Genomic DNA, 554 nt, shown 5'->3' with positions numbered 1-554 from the left:
GGGTGTACTGACACTGACTCATCAAAAATATCTGTTTCATCCGTCTTCTGTCAGCTCCGGAGGAGCCTGTTCATTCTGTTTTCTCGATAACATCCACTGACGTAGTTTCTGGAATTTTGTCAGTGGCCTGAATGGCTGTTTTGCTACAGGGGCAACAGGCTCCGACAGAAAATCCAGTTTTGCTCCTGAACTGGCCGGAATTTTCTGTGGCTCCTGCACATCCAGGATCCGCAGGGCGCGTCTTCGTCCCGTTGTCGGTTCGTTCTGTATGAAGCGCCTGCTGCAGATATGGTTTCGTTCCTCGTGCTCAATGTAATGCAGAATATCTTTTGCTGTTCGCTGGGGAATATGAAATTCCCGGCTGACCAGCTCCACTGTCAGTAACCTGCCGGTTCGCATCCCCCAGAAGGCCACGATGATATACAGTGGCTGAGCCTGTAGATCCAGAACACACTCGGGACAGAAAAAAGGTCTCTTTTTTCGGCTGCGTCTCTCAGGCATACCCGCCACCTGAATATCTCTCCGTCTGAAGTATGAAATACGAAGCACTGACA

The 554-nt window shown here is 50.2% G+C and carries 1 protein-coding gene; it reads right to left on the bottom strand.

Features of this window, described 5'->3' with window-relative positions; all coding sequences use genetic code 11:
- Nucleotides 1-36: 36 nt before the first annotated feature.
- On the bottom strand, nt 37-554 hold a 518-nt coding region (locus OGX95_RS00015; RefSeq protein WP_286627837.1), incomplete at its 5' end, for a CaiF/GrlA family transcriptional regulator.

The organism is Citrobacter sp. Cu233 (genome assembly GCF_030332225.1).
Taxonomy (GTDB): domain Bacteria; phylum Pseudomonadota; class Gammaproteobacteria; order Enterobacterales; family Enterobacteriaceae; genus Citrobacter.
Note: the sequence above shows the minus strand (reverse complement) of the source record. Positions and strands in the feature narration are given on the sequence as shown.